This is a genomic window from Pseudomonas sp. SG20056, from assembly GCF_031764535.1.
GTDB lineage: Bacteria > Pseudomonadota > Gammaproteobacteria > Pseudomonadales > Pseudomonadaceae > Aquipseudomonas.
This window is the reverse complement of the sequence record NZ_CP134499.1, coordinates 3,573,572-3,597,006: the sequence shown is the minus strand read 5'-3', so window position 1 is coordinate 3,597,006 and position 23,435 is coordinate 3,573,572. Positions and strand designations below refer to the sequence as shown.

Below are 23,435 nucleotides of genomic sequence, written 5' to 3'. Positions count from 1 at the left end.
ACGCGCTGACCCGAGCCCCCGATAGCGCCTGTTTTCGGCTGCCTTTGACTTGTCAAAGTACGCACTATTCAGTAAGATCCGCCGTCTTATTTATCAGGGCGGCCCCTGAGGCTATAAAGAATGAAAACTTTTACTGCTAAACCGGAAACAGTTAAGCGCGACTGGTTTGTCGTCGACGCTGCAGGTCAGACCCTGGGTCGTCTGGCTACCGAAGTTGCAAGCCGTCTGCGTGGCAAGCACAAGCCTGAATACACTCCGCACGTTGATACTGGTGACTACATCGTCATCATCAACGCTGAGCAGATTCGCGTTACCGGTGCCAAGACCACTGACAAGATGTACTACTCCCACTCAGGTTTCCCGGGCGGCATCAAGTCGATCAACTTCGAAAAGCTGATCGCTAAAGCCCCTGAGCGCGTGATCGAGACCGCGGTTAAAGGCATGCTGCCGAAGAACCCGCTGGGTCGCGACATGTATCGTAAGCTGAAAGTGTATGCGGGCGCTGCTCACCCCCACACTGCTCAGCAGCCCCAAGAACTGAAGTTTTAACGGAATAGTTCATTATGTCGGCGACTCAAAATTACGGCACTGGCCGTCGCAAGACTGCAACCGCTCGCGTTTTCCTGCGTGCGGGCACTGGCAAAATCTCCATCAACAATCGCACTCTTGATGGTTTCTTCGGTCGCGAAACTGCCCGCATGGTAGTTCGTCAGCCGCTGGAACTGGTTGAGATGACCGAGAAGTTCGATATCTTCGTTACCGTAATCGGTGGCGGTGTAAGTGGTCAGGCTGGCGCAATCCGCCACGGCATCACTCGCGCCCTGATGGACTACGACGAAGCTCTGCGTCCTGCACTGCGTAAAGCTGGCTTCGTGACTCGCGACGCCCGTGAAGTTGAGCGTAAGAAGGTTGGTCTGCGTAAGGCGCGTAAGCGTCCGCAGTACTCCAAGCGTTAATTCGCTACCTGCGTTCACAAAAACGCCCAGTTTCCTTTCGGAGCTGGGCGTTTTTTATGGGCGCTTATTTGCTCTGCGGCATCATGCCGCATCCGTGAATGCCCTGATTTGTAAGGGGTTGAGTCCGCTCTGTCAGGGTAATTACCTTGTCAGTAGAGGGGCTTTTCTTTACCATTTGGCAAATTTTTTGCGCGACTCGATTTTTACCTAGTATAGGCCTGACCAACAGGCCATAAAGCTGATGGGAGACGACTGAATGAGCAATGACGGCGTGAATGCAGGCCGGCGTCGCTTTCTGGTAGCGGCCACCTCTGTGGTGGGCGCTGCAGGAGCGGTGGGTGCCGCGGTCCCGTTCGTAGGGTCCTGGTTCCCAAGCGCCAAGGCTAAAGCTGCCGGAGCACCTGTAAAGGTGAACGTCAGCAAGATCGAGCCTGGCCAGCAGATGGTTGCCGAGTGGCGGGGGCAGCCGGTGTTTATCGTGCGCCGTACCGAGGAAATTCTCAGTAACTTGGTGAAAATCGAAGGTCAGCTCGCTGACTTCGACTCCAAGGCCTCCGAGCAGCCGAGTTATGTCGATCCGAAAACCCGTTCGATCAAGCCGGAAGTACTGCTTCTGGTAGGCCTGTGCACCCACCTGGGTTGCGCGCCATCCTTCCGTCCGGAAGTGGCGCCAGCAGACCTCGGTGCTGATTGGGTCGGTGGCTATTTCTGCCCATGCCACGGTTCACGCTACGACCTCGCAGGTCGCGTGTACAAGGCTCAGCCTGCACCCTTGAACCTGCCAGTGCCGCCGCACACATACGAGTCGGATGATGTGATCATCATCGGTGTGGATCAGGAGCAAGCATGATGAGTAAATTCATGGAATGGGTCGATGCGCGCTTTCCCGCGACCAAGATGTGGGAAGACCATCTGTCCAAGTACTACGCCCCAAAGAACTTCAATTTCTTCTACTTCTTCGGTTCCCTGGCGCTGCTGGTTTTGGTCAATCAGATCGTTACCGGTGTCTGGCTGACCATGAGCTACACCCCGTCGGCTGAACAGGCGTTTGCTTCGGTCGAATACATCATGCGTGATGTGGAGTACGGCTGGATCTTGCGCTACCTGCATTCCACCGGTGCTTCGGCGTTCTTCGTGGTGGTCTACCTGCACATGTTCCGCGGTCTGCTCTACGGCTCCTATCAGAAGCCGCGTGAGTTGGTGTGGATCTTCGGCATGCTGATCTACCTGATGCTGATGGCAGAAGCCTTCATGGGTTACCTGCTGCCATGGGGACAGATGTCCTACTGGGGCGCCCAGGTGATCATCTCGCTGTTCGGTGCCATTCCGGTGATCGGTGCGGACCTGACTCAGTGGATCCGTGGTGACTACCTGATTTCCGGCATTACCCTGAACCGCTTCTTCGCCCTGCACGTTGTGGCGCTGCCGATCGTAATTCTTGGCCTGGTAGTTCTGCACATCCTGGCTCTGCATGAAGTCGGCTCGAACAACCCGGACGGCGTTGATATCAAGAAGAAGAAGGACGAGAACGGCATTCCGCTCGACGGCATCGCCTTCCACCCTTACTACACCGTGAAAGATATCGTCGGTGTTGTGGTGTTCCTGTTTATCTTCTGCTTCGTGATCTTCTTCTTCCCGGAAATGGGTGGTTACTTCCTCGAGAAGCCGAACTTCGAAGCGGCCAACCCGTTCAAGACACCTGAGCACATTGCGCCGGTTTGGTACTTCACGCCGTTCTACGCGATTCTGCGTGCGGTGCCGGACAAGCTGTTGGGTGTAATTGCCATGGGCGCAGCTATCGCTGTGCTGTTCGTGCTGCCGTGGCTGGATCGTAGCCCGGTCAAGTCGATGCGCTACAAGGGCTGGATGAGCAAGGTCTGGTTGCTGATCTTCTGCGTGTCCTTCGTGATTCTCGGTGTGCTGGGTGTACTGGCGCCGACACCAGGCCGTACGTTGCTGTCGCAGGTGTGTACCTTCCTGTACTTCGCGTACTTCATCCTGATGCCGTTCTATACCAAAATCGAGAAGACCAAACCGGTTCCGGAAAGGGTGACTGGCTGATGAAAAAGCTATTTGCTGCACTCGTAATTGCTGCAATGCCAGCCCTTGCTCTTGGCGCTGGTAGTGGTTATCCGCTGGATAAAGTGGAAATCGATCTGACTGACAAAGCGGCTCTGCAGGATGGTGCGCGTACGTTCGCCAACTACTGCATGGGTTGCCACTCGGCGCAATACCAGCGCTATGAGCGTGTTGCTGATGACATTGGCGTTCCGCATGAAGTCATGCTGGAGAATCTGGTGTTCACTGGTGCGAAGATTGGCGAGCACATGAATATCGGTATGAAGCCGGCTGATGCCAAGGCCTGGTTTGGTGCTGCGCCGCCGGATCTGACTCTGGTTGCGCGTGTGCGTGGTAATGACTGGTTGTATACCTACCTGCGTACCTTCTATGACGATCCAGCTCGTCCGCTGGGTGCCAACAACAAGGTCTTCCCGAACGTCGGCATGCCGAACGTGCTGGTAGGTCTGCAGGGTAAGCAGGTGATTGGTTGCAAGCAGGTGCAAGTGGTTGAGGATGGCAAGAAGCTGTTCGATCCGCTGACCGGTACGCCGATCACTCACGAAGCCTGTGACCAGCTGACTGTTGAACCAAAGACTGGCACGCTGAGCACTGAAGAGTTCGACGAGAAGATCCAGAACCTGGTGACTTTTCTCGCGTACTCGGCTAACCCGGTCAAGTTGAAAAGTCAGCGCATCGGTACCTACGTTCTGCTGTATCTTGCCTTCTTCTTCGTATTCGCCTATCTGCTCAAGCGCGAGTACTGGAAGGACGTGCATTAATCCGTTGTATCTCCGCTGTTGACCTGCGCGCCCCTTTGGGCGCGCAGGTCTTTCTGCTTCACATAACTTTATAAGCGAGGAGGACCGCCATGGGCGTGACCAATCGGTTGGCCTGTTACTCCGACCCCGCCGACCACTATTCCCACCGCGTACGCATTGTGCTCGCCGAGAAGGGTGTCAGCGCCGAGATCATTAGTGTCGAAAAGGACCGCTACCCGGCCAAGCTGCTGGAGGTTAACCCCTACGCCAGCCTGCCGACCCTGGTGGATCGCGATTTGGCTCTGTATGAGTCGACTGTGGTGATGGAATACCTGGATGAGCGTTACCCGCATCCGCCGCTGTTGCCGGTGTATCCGGTGGCGCGGGCCAATAGCCGTCTGCTGATCCATCGCATTCAGCGTGACTGGTGCGCGCAGGTGGACCTGATTCTCGACCCGCGCAGCAAAGAGCCGGCCCGTGCCCTGGCGCGCAAAGAGCTGCGCGAGAGTCTAACGGGCGTATCGCCGCTGTTTGCCGACAAAGCGTACTTCCTTAGTGAGGAATTGAGCCTGGTGGATTGCTGTCTGCTGCCGATTCTTTGGCGTTTGCCGATTCTGGGGATAGAGTTGCCAAAGCCGGCTAAGCCTTTGCTGGACTATATGGACCGTCAGTTTGCTCGTGAAGCGTTCCAGGCCAGTCTGTCGCCTGTCGAACGTGATATGCGTTAACCCGAGGAGGTAGTGATGAAGTCGAGTCGTCCTTATCTGGTTCGTGCCCTCTATGAGTGGATCGTGGACAACGACTGCACCCCGCACCTGCTGGTCAACGCCGAGTTTGCCGGCGTGCAGGTGCCTGCCGGGTTTGCCAGTGATGGGCAGATCGTCCTGAATGTCTCGCCGACTGCCGTGCGTCATCTGCATATGGATAACGAGGCGGTGAGCTTCGAGGGGCGCTTTGCCGGGGTGCCGCAAAGCCTGTATATCCCAGCGGCTGCCGTGCTGGCGATCTATGCGCGGGAGAACGGTCAGGGCATGGTGTTTGATACGGAATCGCCGATGCTTGATGGCGATGAAATCGAAGATCCGGATGAGCAAAGCCCGCCGGATGATGAACCGCCGCGCCCCAGTGGCAGGCCTAGTCTGAAAGTGGTCAAGTAAACATAAAAAAGGCGATCCGAGGATCGCCTTTTTTATTGCTGCTATTCAGTTCGGCTGTAAAGCGATCAGTTGGTGTACTCGAACAGCTTCACGACTTTCTGCACCCCAGAGACACTCTGTACCAGGTTGGTAGCATGACTGGCTTCCGCCTGCGAGACCAGGCCGAGCATATAGACGATGCCATTTTCGGTGATCACCTTGATGCGTGTACCTGGCACGGCGCTGTCCGCCAGCATTTGGGTTTTGATTCGGCTGGTCAGCAATGAGTCATTGCTGCGCACCAGAAGTGAGGTGGGTTGCAGGACTTGCAGTTCGTTGTGCACCTTTTTCACATTGCCGACTCGGCGAGCTGCTTGTTCAGCCAAGCCTTTGAGCTCGTTGCGCGGTGTCTGGCCGGCCAGGAGCACCACGCCGTTGTAGCTGGTGACGATGATGTGTGAGGTCGGACTGGTCAGATCGATGTGCGCACGTGCCACGCTGGAGCTGACTTCCGAGGGAATGAACTGGTCGTCGATCTTATTGCCGACACTGCGGTTGCCGCAGCCGGCCAGCGCAAGGGTCAGCGCCAAAGCGGCGAGGATTAATGGTGAGCGGGTCATTCTTCACTCCCAAACAGTTGGCTGTCGATCAGGTCGCACAGGCAGTGGATGGCCAGCAAGTGGACTTCCTGAATGCGTGCAGTGACTTTCGAAGGAACGCGGATCTCCACGTCTTCTGGCAGCAGCAGCGAGGCCATGCCGCCACCATCGCGGCCGGTAAGGGCTACCACGGTCATCTCGCGGTCGTGTGCGGCCTGGATGGCCTGTATCACGTTGGCCGAGTTGCCGCTGGTGGAGATCGCCAGCAGCACGTCGCCTGGTTGGCCGAGGGCGCGAATCTGTTTGGAGAACACCTCGTTGTAGCTGTAATCGTTGGCGATTGAGGTGATGGTCGAGCTGTCGGTGGTCAGGGCGATAGCCGGCAGGCTCGGGCGTTCACGCTCGAAGCGATTGAGCAGCTCGGAAGAGAAATGCTGGGCGTCGCCGGCTGAGCCGCCATTGCCGCAGGAGAGGATCTTGCCCTCACTGAGCAGTGCCTGAACCATGGCCTGGCTGCCTTGCTCGATAAAGGGGATGAGCACTTCCATAGCCTGCTGCTTGGTTTCAATGCTGGCTTGGAACAGGTGGCGAATACGGGCTTGCATGTCCATTGGAGATATAACCTTCAGTGTGGCTTCTGTTCAGGTATCAAAGGCGTTTTGAATCCAGTCCAGTTGCGCGGGGGCTTGGCTGTCGGCGTTTATGGCAATCACATCAAAACGGCATGGGTACTTGGCCCAGCGTGATTCTTGTTGCAGGAAGTGCTGAGCAGCGCGGCTGAGTTTCTCACGTTTGCGTGCATCCACGCTCTCTGCCGCGCCGCCCCAGGCGCTATGGCGCCGATAGCGAACTTCTACGAATACTACTGTATCGGCGTCGAGCATGACCAGATCGAGCTCGCCGAGGCGACAGCGCCAATTCTGCGCCAGCAGGCGCAGGCCGTGCTGCTCGAGATGCTGCCGTGCCTGGGCTTCGGCAGCGTCTCCGCGTTGTTGCGTGCTGATGCGCTCGCTCAATTGATGCTATCGGGCAGCGGCTGAACCTGGCCATCACGGAACTCGGCCCAGCGCAGTTGCCGCTCGATGCGCTGGCTGGGGTTCAAGCTCAGGTTGCCGGACAGGCCTTGCAGGCGAGTCTCTGGCAGAGCCTTGAGCTGGTTCAGGCGTGGCGCCAGCTGGAAGGCATCGGCGCCCATGGCGTAGAGGCGGCCTAGGCTGCCGCCGGCCTGCGGCCACTGCGTGCTGGCCTGCTGGCGCAGCGGGTCGTTGACGTTCAGCAGCCAAGGCGTTTCGCAGAACATGATGCCGTTGAGGTCAATGTACTGCGCCTGGTTGTAGGTGCCGGTAAACAGGTGCGACGTGGCATACACCGGCACATCGCCGGCGTACTGGAAGGCCAGAGTCGGTTTGATCTGCTGAGCCTGCTGCGGCGTGGCGGCGAGAAAGATGAAGTCGACATCACGGCGGCGCGACGGTGCAGCGGCAACCGAGGTGCCCAGGGTGTTTTGCAGGCGCTTGCTGCGGGCTTCGCTCTCGCGCAGTTGGAACAGGTCGGCGATCTGTCGGGCCAGTTCGACTGGCTGATCAACATGCTCTGCGGCGATCAGGGTGCCGCCTTGGGCTTGCCAGCTTTGGCGGAAGGCTGCGAGCACGCGGTCGCCCCATTCACCGTTGGGCACCAGTGCTACGGCGCGGCGCATGCCATCGGCCCAGGCGCGTCGGGCGACTTCGCGGGCTTCGTCCTCGGCAGCGAGGCCGAACTGGAATAGTTGCGCCGGGCCTTCCTGGCTCCCTTCGCTGTAATTCAACGCGAGAGTTGTGATGGGCAGTTGTTCACGGCTGCTCAGCTGGCTGACTAGGTTCTTTTCCAGTGGGCCGATCACCAGCTGCACGCCGGTGGCCTGAGCCTGGGCATAGAAGGCGTCCATCGAGCCGATGCGCGAGCTGTCGAAAATCTGAATGTTCGGCGGGTTCTGCCCGGCTTGTTGCGCCTGGTAGTGCGCTGCCAGGAAACCATCGCGCAAGGCGCGGGCCACGCTGGCCAGTTGGCCATCCTGTGGCAGCAGCAGGGCAATCTCAGTCAGCGGTTGGCTGGAGAGTTTTTTCAGCTCGACCAGCGCCTGCGGCAGTTGTTGCGCGGCAGGGTGCTGCGGGTTTGCGGCGACCCAGGCATCAATGGCGGTTTGCTGCTGCTCCAGGGTGCCGGCGCTCTTGGCGGCGCGGGCCAGCTCCAGCCAGCCGTCGAGGTCTGCATCACCGCTGGCTTGCAGTTCGCTTTGTGGCAGGCTGGAAACCAGTGCCCAGATGGTTTCCTGATTGTCTGTGGCGCTGGCGCCACTCAGCAGTGGCGCGATATAGGCGCGCTCGCGCGCTGCTGCCAGGATTTGTCCGGTGGCCTGCAGGGCGTTGGCGCGTACCAGCTGGCTGCGTACCTGTTGTTCAACCGGTAGCTCGCCGAGACGTTCCATGCTCGGGTGGCTGAGGGCGCGCAGGGCAGCCTTGGGTTTGTCGCGGCCCATGTCTAACTCTGCGCGCAGGGTGCTGGCGTAGATCTGCTGGGCGGGCTTCAGGCTTTCCAGCTGCACCTGTTCAAGAATGCTGCTGGCGCGAGCCAGGTCTTTCTGCTTATAGGCCAGATCGGCCGCCGACAGGCGCAGTGTTGTGGCCTGCTCGATGGGGCTTTCGGTCGCTTGCTGCAGCAGTTGTTCGATGCTGGCTTGCGGCGTGCGTGGCAGCTCGCCCAGGGTCGATGAAGGCTGGCTGGCGCAGGCGGCGAGCAGGCCGGCAAGGCAGAGAATAGAGATGGGGCGCAGGCAGGCGATCATGTAAGCGTTCCTGATACTTGATCAAATTGAGCGTCGAATTGTACCCAAGCCCGCTGGGTGACGCGATGTCGAAGGTTGGAAACGGGCTACAATGCGCGCTTTGCTGATTTGAGAGGCCTGTGCTGTGACCACTTCCGCTGCTGCGAATTCGCCTTTGGGCAGTCTTTATGTGGTTGCTACACCCATTGGCAACCTGGATGACATCAGCGCGCGCGCGCTGGCTATCCTGCGCAGCGTGGCTCTGATTGCTGCCGAAGACACCCGCCATTCCGCACGGCTGATGCAGCACTTTGGTATCGGCACGCCGCTGGCAGCATGCCATGAGCACAATGAGCGCGATCAGGGTGGGCGCTTTCTCGCGCGGTTGCTGGCCGGTGACGATGTGGCGCTGATCTCAGATGCCGGTACGCCGCTGATTTCCGATCCAGGTTATCACCTGGTGCGCCAGGCGCGTGCTGCCGGCATTGCCGTGGTGCCTGTGCCAGGGGCTTGCGCATTGATTGCTGCGTTGTCTGCTGCCGGCTTGCCATCGGATCGCTTTATTTTCGAAGGCTTTCTGCCCGCCAAGGCGGCAGGGCGTCGCGTGCGCCTTGAGCAGGTCAAGGAAGAGCCGCGCACGCTGATCTTCTATGAGGCGCCGCACCGTATTCTTGAATGCCTGCAGGATATGCAGTTGGTGTTTGGCGATGAGCGCCTGGCGTTGCTGGCGCGTGAGCTGACCAAAACCTTCGAAACGCTCAAGGGTATGCCGCTGGCCGAGCTGGCCGCTTGGGTGGCAGCCGACAGCAATCAGCAGCGCGGCGAATGTGTGGTGCTGGTCGCGGGCTGGCAGGCGCCGGAAGGCGAAGACACGGTGAGCGCCGAAGCCATGCGCGTGTTGAATTTGCTCTTGGCGGAAATGCCGCTGAAGCGTGCGGCAGCGCTGGCGGCGGAGATCACCGGGGTGCGCAAAAACTTGCTCTATCAGGTGGCCCTAGAGCAGCAGAAAGACGTTTAAACCTTGTTCTATAGGGCGCGGGCCGTTAACCTTGCCCGCGGAGAGTCGATCGGACAGTCGCTGCCGTGTTGCGTTCTGCGTAATGCGGGGGAGGAAAGTCCGGGCTCCATAGGGCGGAGTGCCAGGTAACGCCTGGGAGGCGTGAGCCTACGGAAAGTGCCACAGAAAATAACCGCCTAAGCGCTTCGGTGCCGGTAAGGGTGAAAAGGTGCGGTAAGAGCGCACCGCGCGACTGGTAACAGTTCGTGGCTAGGCAAACCCCACTCGGAGCAAGACCAAATAGGGTTCCATTGGCGTGGCCCGCGCTGGAACCGGGTAGGTTGCTAAAGGCGTGCAGTGATGTACGTCGTAGAGGAATGACTGTCCTCGACAGAACCCGGCTTACAGATCGACTCTCCACCTTCCTCACTTATCCGCTTCACTGTTTCGCCTCCTTTCTAAGACCGAAAAAATCTTACTCTTAACAAACTACTTTAACTTCGTAGTTCAACGCGTTGCATATGTTCATTTTTATATCCATTTCTTCGCGTTATTTCTCCGTTTTGCCCCTCTCAAAGTTCGCTAAATCGCCGTTCTATAAGGATTTTTCCCGCCAAGCGCGCCTTGACGGTGGGGGGCGTGCGTTCCTATAGTGTGCGCGAGTGGTAAGAAGTGGCACAAAGTGGGTTTCTTAGGCACGGATAGCTAATAAAAAGGGGAAACGCGATCGTGTTTCGCGGAGCTAACGCCATCAGTCTCGACGCCAAAGGGCGACTCGCGATGCCAAGTCGGTATCGGGACGAGCTCGTGTCGCGTTGCGCCGGCCAGCTTATCGTCACGATTGATGCCATCGACCCTTGCCTGTGTGTCTATCCGTTGTCCGAGTGGGAGCTGATTGAAGCCAAGCTTCGTGAGCTCGCCTCCTTCCGTGAAGAAAACCGCCGCCTGCAACGCCTGCTGATCGGTAACGCCGTTGACCTTGAGCTGGATGCCAGTGGTCGTTTCCTGGTACCGCCACGTCTGCGCGAGTACGCCAAGCTGGACAAGCGCGCAATGCTGGTCGGCCAACTCAATAAATTCCAACTGTGGGATGAAGATGCCTGGAATGCCGTGGCCGATGCCGATCTGGCCGCGATCAAGCAACCGGGTGCTTTGTCTGACGACCTACGTGACCTGATCCTGTGACCATGACTAGCAATTTCCGCCACATCACCGTGCTACTCGACGAGGCTGTCGAAGGGCTGGCTGTGCGCGCGAATGGCTGCTACCTGGATGGCACCTTCGGGCGTGGCGGGCATAGCCGGCTGATTTTGGAAAAGCTCGGGCCAGACGGTCGCTTGCTGGGGTTTGATAAAGATCCCCTGGCAATCGCGACAGGGAATGCGCTGGCGGCCGAAGACGGCCGCTTTGTCGTTGTGCAGCGCAGCTTTGCCGAGCTGGGCGACGAACTGACACAGCGCGCTCTAGCAGGCAAAGTCAGTGGTATTCTGCTTGATCTCGGCGTGTCCTCGCCGCAGCTGGATGACGCCGAGCGCGGCTTCAGCTTTATGAACGATGGTCCGCTGGATATGCGCATGAACCCGGATGCCGGTGTCAGCGCCGCAGACTTTATTGCCAGCGCCGGCGAAGAAGAAATCGCCCGGGTATTCAAGGAATACGGTGAAGAGCGCTTCGCCAAGCGCATGGCCCGTGCCGTGGTGCTGCGTCGTGCCGAGCAACCCTTTACCCGCACTGCTGATCTGGCTCAGGTGCTGACCGTCGCCAATCCGGCCTGGGAGAAAGGTAAAAATCCTGCAACTCGCGCCTTCCAGGGCCTGCGCATCTATATCAACAACGAGCTGGGTGATCTGGAGCGCGGCCTCGACGCTGCCCTGGAAAACCTCGAAGTGGGCGGTCGACTGGTGGTGATCAGCTTCCACTCGCTGGAAGACCGCATCGTCAAACTCTTTATGCGCAAGCATGCCAAAGGTGAGATGGACAAGCTGCCGCGCGATCTGCCGATCATTCCGAAAGCCTTCGAGCCGCGCCTGAAGTTGATTGGCAAGCCGGTATTTGCTTCCGAGGGCGAGCTGGCGGCCAATCCGCGTTCGCGCAGTGCAGTGATGCGCATAGCGGAGAAGGTGCGATGAGCGCGCTATTCGCCAAACCATTGCCCGGCGGCAGTCTGCTGATGCTGCTGCTGTTTCTGGCTGTGCTGGTGTCTGCCGTCGGGGTTTCCTACAGCGCGCATTGGAACCGTCAGCTGCTTAATGAGCTGTATGCCGAACTCAGCGTGCGCGATAAGGCGCAGGCCGAGTGGGGCCGGCTGATCCTCGAGCAAAGTACTTGGACCGCGCACAACCGTATCGAAACCCTGGCCACTGAACGCCTGAGCATGCGTATTCCGGATGCCGCCGAAGTGCGTATGGTGGCGCCATGATGGGGCTTGAGGGCGCGCTCTACCCGTGGCGTTTCCGTCTGGTGCTGCTGTTGTTGGCGCTGATGGTGGGTGCGATTGCCTGGCGTATTGTCGATCTGCAGGTGTTCGATCAGAACTTCCTGCAGGCCCACGGTGATGCGCGTAGCGTGCGGCATATCCCTATTCCGGCGCACCGTGGGCTGATTACCGACCGCAATGGCGAGCCCCTGGCTGTCAGCACCCCGGTGACTACCCTGTGGGCTAATGGCAAGGAGTTGCAGAGCGGCAAGGCCAAGTGGAATGAGCTGGCGGCTGCATTGGGGCAAGACGCCAAGACCTTCTCGGCGCGCCTGGCTGCAGCTCACGAGCGCGAGTTCATGTACCTGGTGCGCGGTCTGACGCCTGAGCAGGGCCAGCGCATTCTCGATCTGAAAGTGCCCGGCGTGTACGGCATCGAAGAATTCCGTCGCTTCTACCCGGCTGGTGAGGTGGCTGCCCATGTGGTGGGCTTTACCGACATTGATGACCGCGGCCGCGAGGGCATGGAGTTAGCCTTCGAGGATTGGTTGGCTGGTGTGCCCGGCAAGCGTCAGGTGCTCAAGGATAGGCGCGGGCGGCTAATCAAGGACGTCCAGGTTGCACAGAATGCCAAGGCCGGTAAGGCCTTGGCATTGTCGATTGATCTGCGCCTGCAATACCTGGCCCATCGCGAGCTGCGCAACGCCGTCACCGAATTCGGCGCCAAGGCCGGCAGCCTGGTGCTGCTCGACGTGCAGACCGGTGAAGTGTTGGCCATGGTCAATCAGCCGACCTACAACCCGAACAATCGCCGTAACCTGCAGCCGGCTGCAATGCGCAATCGGGCAATGATCGATGTGTTCGAGCCCGGTTCTACCGTCAAGCCGTTTTCCATCGCCGCCGCACTCGGTTCTGGCCGCTGGACCCCGGAAATGACCGTGGACACCGCGCCAGGCAGCCTGCGTATCGGCCGTTACACCATTCGTGACGTGTCGCGTGGCGGCGTGCTTAACCTCACACAGATTCTGATGAAGTCGAGCAACGTCGGCATCAGCAAGGTGGCTTTCGATATCGGTGCCGAGCCGATTTACGCCGTGATGCAGCAAGTCGGTCTGGGCCAGGACACGGGCCTGAGCTTCCCCGGCGAGCGCGTCGGCAATCTGCCTAACTACCGCGTCTGGAAACAGGCTGAGACTGCCACCTTGGCTTACGGCTACGGGCTCTCGGTGACCGCCGTGCAACTGGCGCACGCCTACTCGGTGCTGGCCAATGACGGCAAGAACGTAAATCTGTCGATGGTGCGCCTGGATCGCCAGCCGGTGACTACCCAGGTGATCGATGAGCAGATCGCCAAGACCGTGCTCGGCATGCTCCAGGCCGTGGTTGAGGAACCGGGTGGCGGCGGTGCGCGGGCCAAGGTTCCGGGTTACCACGTCGGCGGCAAAAGCGGCACTGCGCGTAAAGCCGCGACTGGCGGCAGCAAGGGCTATGTCGATAAGGCCTATCGCTCGTTTTTTGCCGGTGTTGCGCCAATCGATAACCCGCGTATTGCTGCCGTGATCATGATCGACGAGCCGAGCGAAGGTGGTTACTACGGCGGCCTGGTTTCTGCGCCGGTATTTGGCAAGGTTATGGCCGGTGCGCTGCGGCTGATGAACGTCGCCCCAGACAACCTGCCGCCACCTGAGCCGGCCAAAGTTGAAACTGCAGCCGTTGATCCTCTTAAAGGAGGGCGTATCTGATGCCCATGCCCCTTAATCAGTTGCTGCCTGAAGCCGCCAGCTCGACTCTGATTCGTGAATTGACCCTGGACAGCCGCAAGGTACGTCCGGGTGATCTGTTTCTGGCCGTACCCGGCACCCAGCAGGATGGCCGCGTACATATCGCTGATGCGGTTGCCCGTGGTGCTGCCGCCGTGGCCTATGAAGCCGAAGGCGCGGCTGTGATGACTGCGCACAGCGCCGAGCTGGTTGCGCTGAAAGGCCTGGCTAATCAGCTGTCGGCAATTGCCGGGCGCTTCTATGGCGAGCCGAGCCGTGGCCTGCACCTGATCGGCATTACCGGCACCAATGGCAAAACCAGCGTCAGCCAGCTGCTGGCTCAGGCACTGGATCTGCTGGGCGAGCGCTGCGGCATCGTCGGCACTCTGGGTAATGGCTTCTACGGCGCGCTGGAGCAGGGCCGTCACACCACGCCTGATCCAATCGGCGTGCAGGCGACCCTGGCGGACATGAAAAACGCTGGTGCGCGCGCCGTGGCCATGGAAGTCTCGTCCCACGGTCTGCATCAGGGCCGCGTAGCTGCCCTGGCGTTTGATGTGGCGGTGCTGACCAACCTGTCGCGCGATCATCTGGATTACCACGGCTCGATGCAGGCTTACGCCGAGGCGAAAGCCGCGCTGTTCGCCTGGTCGGGCCTGCGTTGCCGTGTGCTCAATCTGGACGATGCCTTTGGTCGTGAGCTGGCAGCTGCCGAGCAAGAGTCGCGGCTGATCAGCTACAGCCTGATCGACGCTGACGCCTATCTGTATTGCCGCGACGCGCAGTTCGACGAGCAGGGCGTGCGCGCCACGCTGGTGACTCCACGCGGTGAAGGCAGCCTGCGCAGCTCGCTGCTCGGCCGCTTTAACCTGAGCAACCTGCTGGCTGTGGTCGGCGCGCTGCTCGGCCTGGATTACCCGCTGGATGAAATTCTCAAGGTGCTGCCACAGCTGCAGGGCCCTATCGGTCGTATGCAGCGTTTGGGTGGCGGCAAGCAGCCGCTGGTGGTGGTGGACTACGCACACACTCCGGATGCTTTGGAAAAAGTTCTCGAAGCCCTGCGTCCGCATGTCAAAGGCCGCCTGCTGTGCCTGTTCGGCTGTGGTGGCGACCGTGACAACGGTAAGCGCCCGCTGATGGCCGCGGTGGTTGAGCGTCTGGCCGATGCGGTGCTGGTCACCGATGACAATCCACGCACCGAAGCGCCGGCAAAGATTTTCAGTGATATTCGCGCTGGCTTCGTCACACCTGAGTCCGTGCAGTTCGTCCATGGCCGTGGTCAGGCGATTGCTCAGCTAATCGCCAGCGCGTCTGCCGATGATGTACTGGTGCTAGCCGGTAAGGGGCATGAGGACTATCAGGAAATCAACGGCGTGCGTCAGCCCTTCTCCGACCTGGTCGAAGCGGCCAACGCTTTGGCCGCATGGGAGGTGGCGCATGCTTAAGGCGCTGCGGTTGAGCGAAGTGGCTGGCCCATTGAGCGCCCGGGTGATCGGTGTCGATGTGGCATTCAGCGCAGTTAGCAGCGACAGCCGGGCGATTCAGCCGGGCCAGCTGTTCGTCGCCTTGGCCGGTCCGCGTTTCGATGGCCATGACTACTTGGTCGAAGTTGCCAGCAAAGGCGCAGTGGCGGCCCTGGTTGAGCGTGAAGTGGCGGATGCGCCGCTGCCGCAACTGCTGGTTGCCGATACCCGCCTGGCCCTCGGTCAACTGGGCGCGCTCAATCGCCAGGCGTTCAGCGCGCCACTGGTCGCTATTACCGGTTCCAGCGGCAAGACCACCGTGAAAGAAATGCTCGCCAGCATCCTGCGTGAGGGCCTGCAAGGTCCGGTGCTAGCGACGCGCGGTAACCTGAATAACGACCTCGGCGCGCCGCTGACCCTGCTGGAACTGGCGCCTGAGCATGTCGCCGCAGTGATCGAGCTGGGCGCCAACCATGTCGGCGAGATCGCCTACACCGTTGGCCTGACCCAGCCGCAGGTGGCCATCATCAACAATGCCGGTAACGCTCATGTCGGCGAGTTCGGCGGCCCGGAAAAGATTGTCCAAGCCAAAGGCGAAATCCTTGAGGGCTTGAGCGACAGCGGCGTGGCCGTACTCAATCTTGACGACAATGCTTTCGCCATCTGGCAGCAACGCGCCCAGGGCCGCGCAATCAGCAGCTTCGCTCTGCGTAATTCAGCTGCTGACGTTTATGCCAGCGAGCTGGCCCGTGACGCCCGTGGCTGCTCAGCCTTTACCCTGCATTGCGCCAGCGGTCAGGCACGTATTCAGCTCAACCTGCTCGGTGAGCACAATGTTGCTAATGCCCTGGCTGCTGCGGCCGCTGCGCAGGCGCTGGGCCTTGCCCCTGCGGCGATCAAGGCCGGGCTGGAAAGTCTGCAGCCGGTCAAAGGTCGAGCCGTTGCGCAGATCGCAGCGAACGGCCTGCGGGTGATCGACGACAGCTACAACGCCAACCCGGCATCTGTTTGCGCAGCCATCGATATCCTCACCGGCTTTCCGGGCCGCCGCGTGCTGGTGCTGGGCGATATCGGCGAGCTGGGCGAATGGGCCGAGCAGGGTCATCGCCAGGTCGGCAGTTATGCCGCTGGCAAGGTTGATGCGCTTTATGCCGTCGGCCCGCTGACGACTTACGTAGTGGCTGAGTTTGGCGCTGCGGCTCGGCATTTTGCCGACCAGGCCAGCCTGATTGCTGCGCTGCAAGGCGAGCAGAGCGACACCACCCTTCTAATTAAAGGTTCACGCAGTGCAGCGATGGAAAAAGTCGTCGCGGCGCTGTGTGGCACATCCGGGGAGATTCACTAATGCTGCTGCTGCTGGCGGAATACCTGCAACAGTTCCACAAGGGTTTCGCAGTGTTTCAGTATCTGACACTGCGCGGCATCCTCGGCGTGCTGACCGCGCTAGCCCTGTCGCTGTGGCTCGGCCCGTGGATGATCCGCACTCTGCAGATTCGGCAGATCGGCCAGTCGGTACGCAACGACGGCCCGCAGTCGCACCTGTCGAAGAAGGGCACGCCCACCATGGGCGGCGCGCTGATTCTCTCGGCGATTGCCGTCAGCACCCTGCTCTGGGCTGACCTGACCAACCGCTATGTGTGGGTGGTGCTGGCTGTAACCCTGCTGTTTGGCGCCATCGGCTGGGTGGATGACTACCGCAAGGTGATCGAGAAGAACTCCAAGGGCCTGCCGAGCCGCTGGAAATACTTCTGGCAATCGGTGTTCGGCCTCGGTGCAGCGTTCTTCCTTTATATGACCGCGCAGAGCCCGGTGGAAACCACCCTGATTCTGCCAATGCTCAAGGACTTCAGCCTGGAGCTGGGCCTGGGCTTCGTGGTGCTGACCTACTTCGTCATCGTCGGTTCGAGTAACGCGGTCAACCTGACTGACGGTCTCGATGGTCTGGCCATTCTGCCTACCGTGATGGTCGGCGGTGCGCTGGGGATCTTCTGCTACCTGTCGGGCAACGTGAAGTTCGCCGAATACCTGTTTATTCCCTACGTGCCGGGCGCGGGTGAGCTGATTGTGTTCTGCGCCGCCCTGGTCGGTGCGGGTCTCGGTTTCCTCTGGTTTAACACCTACCCGGCGCAAGTGTTTATGGGTGACGTTGGCGCGTTGGCGCTGGGTGCGGCCCTGGGCACCATCGCGGTGATCGTTCGTCAGGAAGTGGTGCTGTTCATCATGGGCGGCATCTTCGTGGTGGAAACCCTGTCGGTGATCATCCAGGTCGCCAGCTTCAAGCTGACCGGCAAGCGCGTGTTCCGCATGGCGCCGATCCATCACCACTTTGAACTGAAAGGCTGGCCTGAGCCGCGCGTGATTGTGCGCTTCTGGATCATCACCGTGATTCTGGTGCTGATCGGCCTTGCCACCCTGAAACTGCGTTGAGGATTGAGGACTTATAACAGCATGACCCTGATCGCTTCTGACCACTTCCGCATCGTTGTCGGCCTCGGCAAGAGCGGCATGTCCCTGGTGCGTTTCCTCGCGCGCCAGGGCCTGCCGTTTGCCGTGGTCGACACCCGTGCCAACCCGCCGGAGCTCGCCACCTTGCGTGAGCAGTTCCCGCAGGTGGAAGTGCGTTGTGGCGAACTGGATGTGGAGTTCCTCTGCCGCGCTAGCGAGCTGCTGGTCAGCCCAGGTCTGGCCATCGCCACCCCGGCGCTGCAGGCGGCCGCTGCGCGTGGCGTCAAGCTGTCCGGTGATATCGATCTGTTCGCTCGTTATGCCAAGGCGCCGATCGTGGCGATTACCGGCTCCAACGCGAAAAGCACCGTGACCACCCTGGTTGGTGAGATGGCGGCTGCGGCCGGCAAGAAGGTCGCCGTCGGCGGCAATCTGGGTACGCCGGCGCTGGACCTGCTCGATGATGCAGTCGAGCTGTACGTCATGGAGCTGTCGAGCTTCCAGCTGGAAACCACCGACCAGCTCAACGCTGAAGTGGCGACCTGCCTGAACATCAGCGAAGACCATATGGATCGCTACGCCGATCTGCCCGCTTATCACCTGGCCAAGCACCGTATTTTCCGTGGTGCGCGGCAGGTGGTGGTAAATCGCGACGACGCGCTATCGCGTCCGTTGGTGGCCGATCAACTGCCGTGCTGGTACTTCGGTCTGGGCAAACCGGATTTCAAACGTTTCGGTCTGCTCGAAGAAGACGGCGAGAAATCCCTGGCGTACCAGTTCGCTGCGCTGCTGCCGGTGCGTGAACTGAAGATTCGCGGCGCGCACAACCAGTCCAATGCACTGGCAGCCTTGGCGCTGGGTCATGCGGTGGGCCTGCCGTTCGAGCCGATGTTGGCAACCCTCAAGCAGTTCGCTGGCCTGCCGCATCGCTGCCAGTGGGTTGGCGAGCGCAATGCCGTGAGCTACTACGACGATTCCAAGGCCACCAACGTAGGTGCCGCGCTGGCGGCTATCGAAGGCCTGGGCGCGGATATCAGTGGCAAGTTGGTGCTGATTGCCGGTGGCGATGGTAAGGGCGCGGATTTCTCGGCGCTGAAAGCGCCGGTCGGCAAGTTCTGCCGCGCCGTGGTGCTGCTTGGTCGCGATGCCGAGTTGCTGGCTGAGGCGTTGGGCGACGCCGCCCCGCTGATCCGGGTCAAGACCCTGGAAGAGGCTGTACAACGCGCTGCCGAGTTGGCCGAGTCTGGCGATGCCGTATTGCTATCGCCGGCCTGCGCCAGCCTGGACATGTTCAAGAATTTCGAAGAGCGCGGGCGTCTGTTCGCCCAGGCCGTGGAGGCTTTGCAATGATGCTTGCCCGCCTGATGGCCTTGCCGTCGCCACTGCATACCCGTCGCGGTATCGATCTGGACTTCCCGCTGCTGGCCGGTTGCCTGGCGCTGCTCGGTTTGGGTTTGGTGATGATCGCCTCGGCCTCCTCGGAAGTGGCGGCAGTGCAGTCGGGCAACCCGCTGTATCACATGATTCGCCACCTGATTTATCTGGCCATTGGTCTGGGCGCTGCACTGGCGACTCTGCTGGTGCCGATGGCGCTGTGGCAGCGTTACAGCGGCATGTTGCTGCTGGCGGCGGTGGTGCTGCTGATTCTGGTACTGCTGCCGGGCATTGGTCGTGAGGTCAACGGGGCCAAGCGCTGGATCGGCCTGGGCGTGTTCAACCTGCAGCCGTCCGAGTTGGCCAAGCTGTTTAGCGTGATGTTCATCGCCGCCTACCTGGTGCGTCGCCAGGAAGAAGTACGCGAGAAACTCACCGGCTTTATCAAGCCGATGCTGGTGCTGGGCCCGATTGCCGCGCTGCTGCTGGCCGAGCCGGACTTCGGCGCCACCGTGGTGCTGGTTGGCGCGGCCATCGCCATGCTGTTCCTTGGCGGGGTCAACCTGCTGCGCTTTATTCCGCTGGCGGCCTGCGTTCTCGGCCTTGGCGTGTTGGTGATGACCAGCCAGGCCTATCGCCTGGAGCGTCTGACCAACTTCGTCGACCCCTGGGCTGATCAGTACGGTGCCGGTTACCAACTGAGCCAGGCGCTGATCGCCTTCGGTCGTGGTGAGTGGTTCGGCGTTGGCCTGGGCAACAGCGTGCAGAAACAGTTCTACCTGCCGGAAGCACATACCGACTTCGTATTTGCCGTACTGGCCGAGGAGCTGGGCATGGTCGGTGCACTGATTACCGTCGCACTGTTCGTCTTCGTCAGCGTACGCGCCCTGTATATCGGCCTGTGGGCCGAGAAGGCCAAGCAGTTTTTCTCGGCCTATGTGGCCTACGGTCTGGCATTCCTGTGGATCGGTCAGGTGCTGATCAATATCGGCGTGAACGTTGGCCTGTTACCGACCAAAGGGCTGACCCTGCCATTTCTCAGCTACGGCGGCAGTTCGCTGGTGATCTGCTGCGTCAGCCTGGCGCTGCTGCTGCGTATCGAGTGGGAGCGTCGTACCCAGTTGGGCAATGAAGACGTTGACTTTAAAGAATCGGATTTCTTCGAAGGCCAGCCCGCCGAGGAGGTTCAGCATGCGCGGTAATGTGCTGATCATGGCCGGCGGCACTGGCGGGCACGTATTCCCGGCGCTGGCCTGCGCCCGCGAGTTCAAGGCGCGCGGCTACAGCGTGCATTGGCTGGGTACGCCGCGCGGCATCGAAAATGAACTGGTGCCGGCGGCCGGTCTTCCGCTGCACCTGATCGACGTAACTGGCTTGCGTGGCAAGGGCAAGCTGTCGCTGCTGAAAGCGCCGTTCCAGCTGATCAAGGCGCTGTTCCAGGCGAGTAAGGTCATGCGCGAGCTGCAGCCGGTGTGTGTGCTGGGCATGGGCGGTTATGTCACCGGCCCTGGCGGCCTGGCTGCGCGCATGAGCGGCGCGCCGTTGATCATCCACGAGCAGAATGCTGTGGCCGGTACCGCTAACCGTAGCCTGGTGCCGTTCGCCAGTCGCGTCTGCGAAGCCTTCCCGAATACCTTCGGCAACAGCGACAAGCGCCGCACCACCGGCAATCCGGTGCGTGAAGAGCTGTTTCTGGAAACCCCGCGTGATTCGCTGCGCAACCGCCAGCCGCGTTTGCTGGTGCTGGGCGGCAGCCTGGGCGCCGAACCGCTGAATAAATTGCTGCCCGAGGCCCTGGCGCTGGTGGCGGCCGAGCTGCGCCCTGAGGTGTTCCATCAGGCCGGCAAGCAACATGATGCAATTACCGCTGAACGCTATCGCGCGGTTGACGTCGAAGCGCAGGTCGCACCGTTTATCAAGGACATGGCACGGGCCTACGCCTGGGCCGATCTGGTGGTGTGCCGGTCCGGCGCGCTGACCGTCAGCGAACTGGCCGCTGCCGGCCTGCCAGCATTTCTGCTGCCGCTGCCGCACGCGATCGACGATCACCAGACCCGTAATGCCGATTATCTGGCCAGTGCCGGCGCTGCCGTACTGCTGCCACAACGTTCCACTGACGCCGCCAAGCTGGCCGCGCAGCTGACCGAGGTTTTGATGCACCCCGAACAACTCACTCAAATGGCGCAGACGGCTCGTCGTCTGGCCAAGCCCGATGCAACCTGCACCGTTGTCGATATCTGCCTGGAGGTGGCCCGTGGCTAAGTCTCCCGCCGCTGCACGTTCGGAAATCCGCCGCATGCGCCGCATTCGCCGTATCCACTTCGTCGGTATCGGCGGTGCCGGCATGTGCGGTATCGCCGAAGTGCTGCTCAACCTCGGCTATGAAGTCTCCGGCTCTGACCTCAAAGCTTCGGCCGTGACCGAGCGTCTGGAAACCTTTGGTGCGCAGATCTTTATTGGCCACCGCGCCGAAAACGCCGAGCAGGCCGATGTGCTGGTGGTCTCCAGCGCGGTGAATACCAGCAACCCGGAAGTCGCCACCGCCCTGGAACGTCGCATCCCCGTGGTGCCGCGCGCCGAGATGCTCGCCGAGCTGATGCGCTATCGCCACGGTATTGCCGTCGCTGGTACCCATGGCAAGACCACTACCACCAGCCTGTTGGCCTCGGTGTTCGCTGCAGGCGGCCTGGACCCGACGTTCGTCATCGGTGGCCGCCTGAATGCAGCCGGCACCAACGCTCAGCTGGGCAGCAGCCGTTACCTGATCGCCGAAGCCGATGAGAGTGATGCCAGCTTCTTGCACCTGCAACCGATGGTCTCGGTGGTCACCAATATCGACATGGACCACATGAGCACCTATGGCGGTGACTTCAACAAGTTGAAGAAAACCTTCATCGAGTTCCTGCATAACCTGCCGTTCTACGGTCTGGCGGTGATGTGCGTGGACGACCCGATCGTGCGCGAGATCCTGCCGCAGGTGGCCCGTCCGACCGTGACCTACGGCTTTGATGAAGATGCCGACGTGCGTGCGATCAACGTGCGTCAGCAGGGTATGCAAACCTTCTTCACCGTGCTGCGCCGCGACCGCGAGCCGCTGGACGTGTCGGTGAATATGCCGGGCAACCACAACGTGCTGAACGCCCTGGCCACCATCGCTATCGCCAGCGACGAAGGCATCAGTGATGAAGCCATCGTCCAGGGCCTTTCGCAGTTCCAAGGTGTGGGTCGACGCTTCCAGGTCTACGGCGAGCTGCCGGTGGACGGCGGCAGCGTGATGCTGGTCGACGATTACGGCCACCACCCGCGCGAAGTGGCAGCGGTGATCAAGGCCGTGCGCGGCGGTTGGCCGGAGCGCCGCCTGGTGATGGTTTACCAGCCGCACCGTTTCAGCCGCACCCGCGACCTGTATGACGATTTCGTTCAGGTGCTCGGCGATGCCCAGGTATTGCTGCTGATGGAAGTCTACCCGGCCGGTGAAGCGCCGATTCCGGGGGCGGACAGCCGCAACCTGTGCCACAGCATCCGCCAGCGTGGCCAGCTCGATCCGATCTATATCGAACGCGGCGTGGACCTCGCGCCCATCGTCAAGCCGCTGCTGCGCGCGGGCGACATTCTTCTCTGCCAAGGTGCCGGCGATATCGGCGGCCTGGCTCCACAACTGTTGCAAAGCCCTTTGTTCGCCACAGTCGGCGGCGAGTCATCAGAGGAGTCGAAATGAGTGCTGCCAGTCTGCAATCACAATTTCCGGTCAGCGCCTTTGGCCGCGTGGCCGTGCTGTTCGGCGGCAAGAGCGCCGAGCGTGAAGTCTCGCTGAAGTCCGGCAATGCCGTGCTGCAAGCGCTGCTGGCTGCGGGCGTGGATGCGTTCGGTATCGATGCTGGCGATGATCTGCTGCAGCGCCTGACGGCCGAGAAAATCGACCGTGCCTTTATCGTGCTGCATGGCCGTGGTGGCGAAGACGGCTCGATGCAGGGCTTGCTTGAGTGTGCCGGGATTCCTTACACCGGCAGCGGCATCCTGGCTTCGGCTCTGGCTATGGACAAGCTGCGCACCAAGCGCGTGTGGCTCAGCCTCGGCCTACCGACGCCAGCCCACGCGGCGCTGGCCTGCGAAGCCGATTGCCATGCGGCGGCTGCCGAGCTGGGCTTCCCGCTGTTCGTCAAACCGGCCCATGAGGGCTCGAGTATCGGCATGGCCAAGGTGGGCGATGTCGACGCGTTGATCGCTGCCTGGAAAGACGCCAGCCGCTACGACTCGCAGGTGCTGGTCGAGCAGATGATCGCCGGTCCGGAATTCACCATCGCCATGCTGCGCGGTCAGGTGTTGCCGCCGATTGCCCTGGGCACGCCGCACAGCTTCTACGACTACGACGCCAAGTACCTGGCCAATGACACCCAGTACCGCATCCCGTGCGGCCTCTCGGCGGAGAAGGAAGCCGAGCTGATGGACCTCACCGCGCGCGCCTGCGAAGCGGTCGGCACCCAGGGCTGGGCCCGTGCCGACGTGATGCAGGACGCTGACGGCAAGTTCTGGCTGTTGGAAGTCAACACTGTACCGGGCATGACCGACCACAGCCTGGTGCCAATGGCAGCCCGTGCTGCCGGTCTGGATTTTCAACAACTGGTGTTGGCGATTCTGGCCGACAGCCTTGAGGCTCGGGGTTAAGT

Annotated in this window: 24 protein-coding genes and 1 other RNA gene; 21 read left to right on the top strand and 4 right to left on the bottom strand. The window is 60.8% G+C overall.

Features of this window, described 5'->3' with window-relative positions; genetic code table 11:
• The first annotated feature begins 120 nt into the window (after window positions 1-120).
• The 7 genes from rplM (at window position 121) to RHP75_RS17080 (ending at window position 4,932) form a co-directional block, all read left to right on the top strand.
• On the top strand, window positions 121-549 hold the full coding sequence (rplM, locus tag RHP75_RS17110) for a 50S ribosomal protein L13 (protein ID WP_090249152.1): 429 nt from the start codon (window positions 121-123) through the stop codon (window positions 547-549).
• A 14-nt stretch (window positions 550-563) separates the two neighbouring features.
• Window positions 564-956 (top strand): 30S ribosomal protein S9, encoded by a 393-nt coding sequence (rpsI, locus tag RHP75_RS17105; RefSeq protein WP_090249150.1) that lies wholly within the window; start codon window positions 564-566, stop codon window positions 954-956.
• 256 nt (window positions 957-1,212) lie between these two features.
• Entirely contained in the window at window positions 1,213-1,806 is a 594-nt protein-coding gene (gene petA, locus RHP75_RS17100) for a ubiquinol-cytochrome c reductase iron-sulfur subunit (RefSeq protein ID WP_311089245.1), read from the top strand.
• Window positions 1,806-3,017, top strand: coding sequence for a cytochrome bc complex cytochrome b subunit (locus tag RHP75_RS17095; RefSeq protein WP_311091977.1), 1,212 nt, complete (start codon window positions 1,806-1,808; stop codon window positions 3,015-3,017). The genes petA and RHP75_RS17095 overlap by 1 nt, the downstream gene beginning before the upstream one ends.
• The gene (locus RHP75_RS17090; RefSeq protein ID WP_311089244.1) at window positions 3,017-3,796 is read left to right on the top strand and encodes a cytochrome c1; all 780 of its coding nucleotides are present in this window, start codon (window positions 3,017-3,019) and stop codon (window positions 3,794-3,796) included. The genes RHP75_RS17095 and RHP75_RS17090 overlap by 1 nt, the downstream gene beginning before the upstream one ends.
• A gap of 89 nt (window positions 3,797-3,885) precedes the next feature.
• Window positions 3,886-4,503, top strand: a complete 618-nt coding sequence (locus tag RHP75_RS17085; protein ID WP_311089243.1) for a glutathione S-transferase N-terminal domain-containing protein — start codon at window positions 3,886-3,888, stop codon at window positions 4,501-4,503.
• A 15-nt stretch (window positions 4,504-4,518) separates the two neighbouring features.
• Complete coding sequence (locus RHP75_RS17080) at window positions 4,519-4,932, top strand: ClpXP protease specificity-enhancing factor (RefSeq protein ID WP_311089242.1); 414 nt, start codon at window positions 4,519-4,521, stop codon at window positions 4,930-4,932.
• 65 nt (window positions 4,933-4,997) lie between these two features.
• On the opposite strand, the gene RHP75_RS17075 is transcribed toward RHP75_RS17080, so the two are convergent.
• The 4 genes from RHP75_RS17075 to RHP75_RS17060 are packed head-to-tail and all read right to left on the bottom strand — an operon-like array spanning window position 4,998 to window position 8,334.
• Entirely contained in the window at window positions 4,998-5,531 is a 534-nt protein-coding gene (locus RHP75_RS17075) for a BON domain-containing protein (RefSeq protein ID WP_311089241.1), read from the bottom strand.
• Window positions 5,528-6,121 carry a phosphoheptose isomerase gene (locus RHP75_RS17070; protein WP_090249136.1) on the bottom strand — a complete coding sequence of 198 codons (594 nt, stop codon included), beginning with the start codon at window positions 6,119-6,121 and terminating at the stop codon, window positions 5,528-5,530. The genes RHP75_RS17075 and RHP75_RS17070 overlap by 4 nt, the downstream gene beginning before the upstream one ends.
• 30 nt (window positions 6,122-6,151) lie before the next feature.
• Window positions 6,152-6,526 (bottom strand): YraN family protein, encoded by a 375-nt coding sequence (locus RHP75_RS17065; protein ID WP_178124318.1) that lies wholly within the window; start codon window positions 6,524-6,526, stop codon window positions 6,152-6,154.
• Window positions 6,523-8,334: a penicillin-binding protein activator gene (locus tag RHP75_RS17060; protein ID WP_311089240.1), complete on the bottom strand. Its 1,812-nt coding sequence runs from the start codon at window positions 8,332-8,334 to the stop codon at window positions 6,523-6,525. The genes RHP75_RS17065 and RHP75_RS17060 overlap by 4 nt, the downstream gene beginning before the upstream one ends.
• 154 nt (window positions 8,335-8,488) lie before the next feature.
• Between RHP75_RS17060 and rsmI the strand changes: the two genes are divergently transcribed.
• The 14 genes from rsmI to RHP75_RS16990 all read left to right on the top strand — a co-directional run bounded on the left by rsmI (window position 8,489) and on the right by RHP75_RS16990 (window position 23,433).
• Window positions 8,489-9,331: a 16S rRNA (cytidine(1402)-2'-O)-methyltransferase gene (rsmI, locus tag RHP75_RS17055; RefSeq protein ID WP_311089239.1), complete on the top strand. Its 843-nt coding sequence runs from the start codon at window positions 8,489-8,491 to the stop codon at window positions 9,329-9,331.
• Between the two features lie 41 nt (window positions 9,332-9,372).
• Window positions 9,373-9,731: RNase P RNA component class A (gene rnpB, locus RHP75_RS17050), an RNA gene on the top strand.
• 308 nt (window positions 9,732-10,039) lie between these two features.
• Window positions 10,040-10,495 (top strand): division/cell wall cluster transcriptional repressor MraZ, encoded by a 456-nt coding sequence (gene mraZ / locus RHP75_RS17045; protein WP_090249128.1) that lies wholly within the window; start codon window positions 10,040-10,042, stop codon window positions 10,493-10,495.
• 2 nt (window positions 10,496-10,497) lie between these two features.
• Window positions 10,498-11,439, top strand: coding sequence for a 16S rRNA (cytosine(1402)-N(4))-methyltransferase RsmH (gene rsmH / locus RHP75_RS17040; RefSeq protein WP_311089238.1), 942 nt, complete (start codon window positions 10,498-10,500; stop codon window positions 11,437-11,439).
• Window positions 11,436-11,729: a cell division protein FtsL gene (gene ftsL, locus RHP75_RS17035; protein WP_108489633.1), complete on the top strand. Its 294-nt coding sequence runs from the start codon at window positions 11,436-11,438 to the stop codon at window positions 11,727-11,729. Before rsmH ends, ftsL begins: the two co-directional genes overlap by 4 nt.
• A complete protein-coding gene (locus RHP75_RS17030; protein ID WP_409079667.1) occupies window positions 11,726-13,468 on the top strand; it encodes a peptidoglycan D,D-transpeptidase FtsI family protein in 1,743 nt (580 codons plus the stop codon). The genes ftsL and RHP75_RS17030 overlap by 4 nt, the downstream gene beginning before the upstream one ends.
• Window positions 13,468-14,931, top strand: coding sequence for a UDP-N-acetylmuramoyl-L-alanyl-D-glutamate--2,6-diaminopimelate ligase (locus RHP75_RS17025; RefSeq protein ID WP_311089237.1), 1,464 nt, complete (start codon window positions 13,468-13,470; stop codon window positions 14,929-14,931). Before RHP75_RS17030 ends, RHP75_RS17025 begins: the two co-directional genes overlap by 1 nt.
• Window positions 14,924-16,294, top strand: coding sequence for a UDP-N-acetylmuramoyl-tripeptide--D-alanyl-D-alanine ligase (murF, locus tag RHP75_RS17020; RefSeq protein WP_311089236.1), 1,371 nt, complete (start codon window positions 14,924-14,926; stop codon window positions 16,292-16,294). The genes RHP75_RS17025 and murF overlap by 8 nt, the downstream gene beginning before the upstream one ends.
• Window positions 16,294-17,376, top strand: coding sequence for a phospho-N-acetylmuramoyl-pentapeptide-transferase (gene mraY, locus RHP75_RS17015; RefSeq protein WP_311089235.1), 1,083 nt, complete (start codon window positions 16,294-16,296; stop codon window positions 17,374-17,376). Before murF ends, mraY begins: the two co-directional genes overlap by 1 nt.
• A gap of 21 nt (window positions 17,377-17,397) precedes the next feature.
• Window positions 17,398-18,744 (top strand): UDP-N-acetylmuramoyl-L-alanine--D-glutamate ligase, encoded by a 1,347-nt coding sequence (gene murD / locus RHP75_RS17010; RefSeq protein ID WP_311089234.1) that lies wholly within the window; start codon window positions 17,398-17,400, stop codon window positions 18,742-18,744.
• Window positions 18,744-19,970 (top strand): putative lipid II flippase FtsW, encoded by a 1,227-nt coding sequence (gene ftsW, locus RHP75_RS17005; protein ID WP_311091975.1) that lies wholly within the window; start codon window positions 18,744-18,746, stop codon window positions 19,968-19,970. Before murD ends, ftsW begins: the two co-directional genes overlap by 1 nt.
• Window positions 19,960-21,030 (top strand): undecaprenyldiphospho-muramoylpentapeptide beta-N-acetylglucosaminyltransferase, encoded by a 1,071-nt coding sequence (murG, locus tag RHP75_RS17000; protein ID WP_311089233.1) that lies wholly within the window; start codon window positions 19,960-19,962, stop codon window positions 21,028-21,030. The genes ftsW and murG overlap by 11 nt, the downstream gene beginning before the upstream one ends.
• A gap of 34 nt (window positions 21,031-21,064) precedes the next feature.
• Entirely contained in the window at window positions 21,065-22,486 is a 1,422-nt protein-coding gene (murC, locus tag RHP75_RS16995) for a UDP-N-acetylmuramate--L-alanine ligase (protein WP_305594587.1), read from the top strand.
• Window positions 22,483-23,433 (top strand): D-alanine--D-alanine ligase, encoded by a 951-nt coding sequence (locus RHP75_RS16990; RefSeq protein WP_311089232.1) that lies wholly within the window; start codon window positions 22,483-22,485, stop codon window positions 23,431-23,433. Before murC ends, RHP75_RS16990 begins: the two co-directional genes overlap by 4 nt.
• The last annotated feature ends 2 nt before the right edge of the window (window positions 23,434-23,435 follow it).